The organism is Pseudoalteromonas sp. GW168-MNA-CIBAN-0100, from assembly GCF_040309225.1.
GTDB classification, from domain to species: Bacteria; Pseudomonadota; Gammaproteobacteria; order Enterobacterales; family Alteromonadaceae; genus Pseudoalteromonas; species Pseudoalteromonas arctica.
This window is the reverse complement of the sequence record NZ_JBEOOL010000922.1, coordinates 1-247: the sequence shown is the minus strand read 5'-3', so window position 1 is coordinate 247 and position 247 is coordinate 1. Positions and strand designations below refer to the sequence as shown.

General features: G+C 34.0%; 1 protein-coding gene. It reads right to left on the bottom strand.

The features are described 5' to 3' along the window. A partial coding sequence (locus AAEY62_RS24025) for an AAA family ATPase (RefSeq protein WP_350636976.1) occupies positions 1-247 on the bottom strand: 247 nt, incomplete at both ends.

The following is a 247-nucleotide window of genomic DNA, read 5'->3' as shown; positions in this document are numbered from 1 at the left end:
CTCTAATAGCATCAAATATTTGACGTAATTTAGCTGAAGATTCACCTAAATATTTAGTAATCACCGCATCAAGGCGGACTTCAAATAAAGGGAAATTTAATTCTCCTGCAAGTACAGATGCCGTATAAGTTTTACCTGTACCTGGTTTTCCTGCTAATAGTAATTTTCTTCTTGGTGATAAACCATGATTTTTTAGTGTTGATAAATGTTTTTGCTCTTTGACTAAGCGATTTAACCGGCCTTTAAC